Source organism: Mycobacterium kyorinense, from assembly GCF_002101735.1.
GTDB classification, from domain to species: domain Bacteria; phylum Actinomycetota; class Actinomycetes; order Mycobacteriales; family Mycobacteriaceae; genus Mycobacterium; species Mycobacterium kyorinense.
On sequence record NZ_LQPE01000052.1, the window covers coordinates 1 to 4,622 of the forward strand.

The window sequence follows — 4,622 nt, forward strand, 5'->3', positions numbered from 1 at the left end:
CGATAGCTTCTCGGCAAGGTCCACAACGTTATTCGTCACGCGACCAGTATGACCCGACAGGCGCAGCGTTCGAATCATCGTCGAACCGCCGGCCACGATTACGGGTCATCTCTTAGGTAGCGGCCTGCAAAGCCGCCGACGCGGGTTCGACTCCCGCCGACCGCTCAACGCCAGCGCGGTGGGGCCATGTTTTGCCTCGCGTAGGGAGCCGTTAGGGCTGACGGATCATCCGCGCGCCGACTCAGGTGCCTCAACGAGTCGTACAGCGGGGGTGCAACTGCCCTGGGTGGGGCGATCGACTCCCTCCGGCGATGCCAACGGGATGTAGCGCAACTTGGAAGCGCACCTGGTTCGGGGCCAGGCGGTTGCACGTTCAAATCGTGCCATCCCGACCAAACAGCAAGATCGCAACGCCCCTCTAGCTCAACGGGAGAGCCCCTGCCTTACACGCAGGTCGTTGGGAGTTCGACTCTCTCCAGGGGTACGTCAAACACGCTGCGCGGTAGGACAGTTCGGAAGTCCGCCGGGCTCATAACCCGGAAGTCGCAGGTTCAAATCCTGCCCGCGCAACTAGTTCGCCGAGACCGAACAGACACGGAAAGGAGGTACGCGGCCATGGCGATCCTGATGCCCGATCTGACCGTCGAGGTCTACAACGCCGACTACCGCGTGCTGTCCCGCATTCCGTGGCAAGAGGCGGTCCGGCTGATCCTGCGGGGTGCGGTCTACGTCATCGACGTACACAGCCCCGCGGTGCATATACGCAGCCCGTCGCTGGTGATCGAGCTGCCGGTATCGGTGGCACTGCACGAATACGTGCACATCCCGTACAAGCCCGACAACCGGGTCACCCGCGACGGGGTGCTTCGCCGCGATCGCAACATCTGCTGCTACTGCGGTGGACCGGCCGACACCGTGGACCACATTCTGCCTCGCTCGCGCGGCGGCGGGGACACCTGGTACAACCTGGTGGCGGCCTGCCAGGACTGCAACGGTGTCAAAGACGACCTGACGCCACAGGAGGCTGGGATGCGGCTGATCCGCGAACCCTTCGAACCCAAGGAGCGCGACCGGGTCCGGTGGCGTCGGGTCCCGCAGCCAGCTTGATTCCATTGCGGGCGGGCGGCGCTCGTCAGCACCACTTGAAGGGTGTGTGTAATCGCCGCCCGCCCGCACGATGCCGCGTCAATCCCCGGTCGGTTAACCGGTAAACCAGCGGACTGTTAATCCGTGACTGTAGGTTCGAGTCCTGCTCGGGGAGCTGTGATGCCAAGCGTGCGAGGCGAATACGGTTAGTCGCGGCTGCCTGTAAAGCAGTTGTCCTTGGGGCGCAGGGGGTTCGAATCCCCCCGCACGCACGCATGAGACCCATTGACCCGTGGTGTAATCGGTAGCATGGCTGATTCTGGATCAGTCGGTTTAGGTTCGAGTCCTGGCGGGTCAGCCCTTCTCAGATGCCTCGTGGGGTAATCGGTAGCCCACCGGATTTTGGTTCCGGACAGTTCAGGTTCGAGTCCTGACGAGGCAGCCCAGGACTGCCGGGGGTCCGTTGGTGTAGCGGCAGCACACCTGGTTCTCAGCCAGACGGCACGAGTTCGACTCTCGTACGGACTGCCACGCCGTTGTAGCTCAGCTCAGGCAGAGCGCCCGGTTGAAGCCCGGAAGGTCACAGGTTCAAATCCTGTCAGCGGCACCCATCGCCCCAGCCAAGGCATGCTGTGCCCCGTTCGGATATGGGTTAGTCTCCCGCTCTTTCACAGCGGGGGAGCGGGTTCGAGTCCCGCACGGGGTGCCGGTGTCCGGTGTCCGGTAGCTCAGTGGGTTAAGAGCGCCGCTCTGATACAGCGGAGGCCGGAGGTTCAATCCCTCCCCGGACAACCACACACGTCAGCGTCATTGGCCGTGTAGCTCAGTGGTAGAGCGCCCGCCTGGAGCGGGAGGACGCGGGTTCGAATCCCGTCATGGTCGCCCGGCGTCACCAGATCATGCGGGCTGTGGGCATCAGGACCACTTGCCTACTCTGATGGCGGTTCACGGGGAATTAGCTCAGTTGGGAGAGCGCCCGCCTTGCACGCGGGAGGCCAGTGGGTTCGAATCCCCTATTCTCCACGCGCACAGCCGAATTAGGGCCGCAGGTGCCCTGTTCAGTAAGTGTGCTTTTGGAGGCGTGGCAGAACGGTATTGCAGCTCGTCGCTAGCGAGTCGCCGCTTGACCCGCGGTTGGGGGTTCGAATCCCTCCGCCTCCGCACCTCCGCCTCCGCAACATCGTGCTCGCCGGCCCAATCATGGGCCACTGTGGGCGCGCGACGTCGAAGGCGGCGACCACGCATGGCGGTCGTGGTGTAACGGCAACACAGCGGTCTGTGACTCCGCAATCGATGGGTTCAACTCCCCCGATCTTATCTGTAAGGAGAGCGGCAGCTTGTTGAATATGGGCTGGTCAAGAGGTGTTATACATGTGGTGATCGGGCGGGTTGGTGGCTCGCCAGGTGCACATGTGTAGGTCGCGGCTCGGCGCGGAGGGTTCTGGATCCAGGTAGGCGGCGCCGATCATGTCGGCGATGGCGGGCATGCGGGCGGCGCTTCCGAGTGTTCGTGATCAATGCGCGACCGTCAGCAGATAAGCAGAGCTCGAAGATGCCGCAGTCGGCACCGGAATCGCTAAACCCACCACTTCTAACTACTTCGCCAAAGCGGACATCCTGGCGTTCTTGCTCGCAGTGTCCCCCCAAGACGTCGCCAACGAGATGTCCTCGATCGCGTCCGCGCGCGGTTCCCGAAAACTAGTACTACTGGTAGCGCACCGCTACTAGTAGTAGCGTGCTTGGTGTAGGTAGCTGGACGCAAGGGGGAGCACGGGCCATGTCGGCAGAAGATCCGCCGGCCGCGGCGATCGCCGGGGCGCCATTGACTGGTGCCGGTGAGGTGCTTGGCGTTACCCGCATCACTGGTCGGCTGGATGTCTCAACTCCTATGTGGTGCCGTCATGAACGCGGCAGCGTTCGCTGACTTGCGGTCTGCCGTCACGCCGAAGCGGGGGCGTCGCGCCCTGATCCTGGATGCGGTTGTGGCGATTGGGTCGCAGGGCGGCTATGACGCTGTTCAGATGAGGGATGTCGCCGAGCGGGCTGACATCGCCATCGGAACGCTCTACCGCTACTTCCCATCCAAGGTGCATCTGTTGGTATCGGCGCTGGGGCGTGAGTTCGAACGCTTCGACACCAGCTACGACTGGGCGGCGAGCGGCGCTACGGCGCAGCAGCGGCTGCGCCGTTTGATCGACCGTGTCAACGAGGAATGGCAGCGCAATCCCGGGTTGACGGAAGCGATGACGCGAGCGTTCGTGTTCGCTGACGCCAGTGCGGCCGCGGAGGTTGATCATGCCGCCAACGTCTTCGAAGGCATGCTGGCCCGCGCCATGAGCGGCGGTGAGCCCACCGAGGAGCAGCATGCTATCGCGACAGTTATCTGCGATGTTTGGTTGTCAAATCTGACCGCCTGGCTGAGCCGGCGGGTGTCGACGGCCGAGGTCTGTCGGCGACTCGACCACGCGATGCGCCTGCTGATCGGTGACGACGAGCACTCGAAAATCTGAATCGGAGGGCCGCGATAATGAAACTCGCAGTAGCGTAGCGCTACCAAGGGTAGTCTTTGTGGTGAGGACCTGACGTCGCGTCGAAGGGACGATCATGTTGAGCCAGTGGATCGAGGGGTGCGCCGTGCAGCGCGTCGCCGTCAAGGATGGCCTCGCCCTTGACCTCGACGAGTACAACGAGCTGGTCATTTGGGGGCCGCTGCGCTTGACTGTGCCCCCGGTGGGTGACTGCCCGCCCGAGGAGGTCGTCATCGATCCGAACGATGTGCCGGTGGTGCTGCGTCCGCTGTTGGATTTTTCGGGATCGACGTGCACTCGGGCGCTCTACGACGACGATGGCCACCTGCATCTGGAGTTTTCCACTGGCCACTGGATCGATGTCGCGGGCGATGAGAACCTGACGGCGTGGGAGTTGTACGGCAAATACCACGGCTATATGGCCTGCCTACCCGGGGGCAGGGTGCGCGTCGTGCGCCACGACATACCCGACGAGCACGACAGCACCCCAGCGGTGGCGCGATAGCGCCACACTGCACAGCAGGACTATTAGGTAGGAGCCAGCCCGCCCATGGCCGCAGTTGATCCGACCGGACCGCCGGCACGCGGGGCAGACGGCATTTTCGACGACGACGACATCGACCCGCGCAAACTTCGTTCACGCGCCCGGCTGCTGGACGCCGCCACGTCGCTGCTGACCAGCGGCGGGGTGGAGGCGGTCACCGTGGACGCGGTGACGCGGTTATCGAAAGTGGCGCGCACCACACTGTATCGGCACTTCGAGAGCACCACCCATCTGCTGGCGGAGGCGTTTGAGCGGCTGCTTCCCCAGGTGACCTCGCCGCCGGCCACGGGCGATCTACGTGACCAGCTGATCGAGCTGGTGCATCGGCAGGCGGCCCTGATTGATGAGGCGCCGCTGCATCTGACCGCGTTGGCCTGGTTGGCGCTCGGGCCCGATCCCAACAGCGACGCGCGCCAGCCCCTGGCCGGTCTGAGCGCTCGCGTCATCGAGCAGTACCGGCAACC

4 protein-coding genes and 15 tRNA genes are annotated in these 4,622 nt (G+C 64.0%); all 19 read left to right on the top strand.

Annotated features, from left to right (window positions below):
• Positions 1-65: 65 nt before the first annotated feature.
• A tRNA-Cys gene (locus tag AWC14_RS28595) sits at positions 66-165 on the top strand.
• 153 nt (positions 166-318) lie between these two features.
• Positions 319-395: transfer RNA gene (locus AWC14_RS08150), tRNA-Pro, on the top strand.
• 17 nt (positions 396-412) lie between these two features.
• A tRNA-Val gene (locus AWC14_RS08155) sits at positions 413-484 on the top strand.
• A 12-nt stretch (positions 485-496) separates the two neighbouring features.
• Positions 497-570 (top strand) — tRNA-Met (locus AWC14_RS08160).
• A gap of 45 nt (positions 571-615) precedes the next feature.
• Entirely contained in the window at positions 616-1,107 is a 492-nt protein-coding gene (locus AWC14_RS08165; protein ID WP_084024780.1) for an HNH endonuclease, read from the top strand.
• Positions 1,108-1,189: 82 nt separating this feature from the next.
• A tRNA-Asn gene (locus AWC14_RS08170) sits at positions 1,190-1,261 on the top strand.
• 12 nt (positions 1,262-1,273) lie between these two features.
• Positions 1,274-1,358, top strand: a tRNA-Tyr gene (locus AWC14_RS08175).
• 14 nt (positions 1,359-1,372) lie between these two features.
• Positions 1,373-1,444: transfer RNA gene (locus AWC14_RS08180), tRNA-Gln, on the top strand.
• Between the two features lie 11 nt (positions 1,445-1,455).
• A tRNA-Gln gene (locus AWC14_RS08185) sits at positions 1,456-1,528 on the top strand.
• Between the two features lie 15 nt (positions 1,529-1,543).
• Positions 1,544-1,617 (top strand) — tRNA-Glu (locus tag AWC14_RS08190).
• A gap of 1 nt (position 1,618) precedes the next feature.
• Positions 1,619-1,693: transfer RNA gene (locus tag AWC14_RS08195), tRNA-Phe, on the top strand.
• 27 nt (positions 1,694-1,720) lie between these two features.
• Positions 1,721-1,792, top strand: a tRNA-Glu gene (locus AWC14_RS28600).
• Positions 1,793-1,803: 11 nt separating this feature from the next.
• A tRNA-Ile gene (locus AWC14_RS08200) sits at positions 1,804-1,881 on the top strand.
• A gap of 17 nt (positions 1,882-1,898) precedes the next feature.
• A tRNA-Pro gene (locus tag AWC14_RS08205) sits at positions 1,899-1,968 on the top strand.
• A 67-nt stretch (positions 1,969-2,035) separates the two neighbouring features.
• Positions 2,036-2,109 (top strand) — tRNA-Ala (locus AWC14_RS08210).
• 52 nt (positions 2,110-2,161) lie between these two features.
• Positions 2,162-2,247, top strand: a tRNA-Ser gene (locus AWC14_RS08215).
• 740 nt (positions 2,248-2,987) lie between these two features.
• Entirely contained in the window at positions 2,988-3,596 is a 609-nt protein-coding gene (locus AWC14_RS08225) for a TetR family transcriptional regulator (RefSeq protein ID WP_084249069.1), read from the top strand.
• A 94-nt stretch (positions 3,597-3,690) separates the two neighbouring features.
• Positions 3,691-4,119: a DUF6188 family protein gene (locus tag AWC14_RS08230; protein ID WP_084264198.1), complete on the top strand. Its 429-nt coding sequence runs from the start codon at positions 3,691-3,693 to the stop codon at positions 4,117-4,119.
• Between the two features lie 45 nt (positions 4,120-4,164).
• Positions 4,165-4,622: TetR/AcrR family transcriptional regulator (locus tag AWC14_RS08235; protein ID WP_085241150.1), on the top strand; the 458-nt coding region annotated here is incomplete at its 3' end.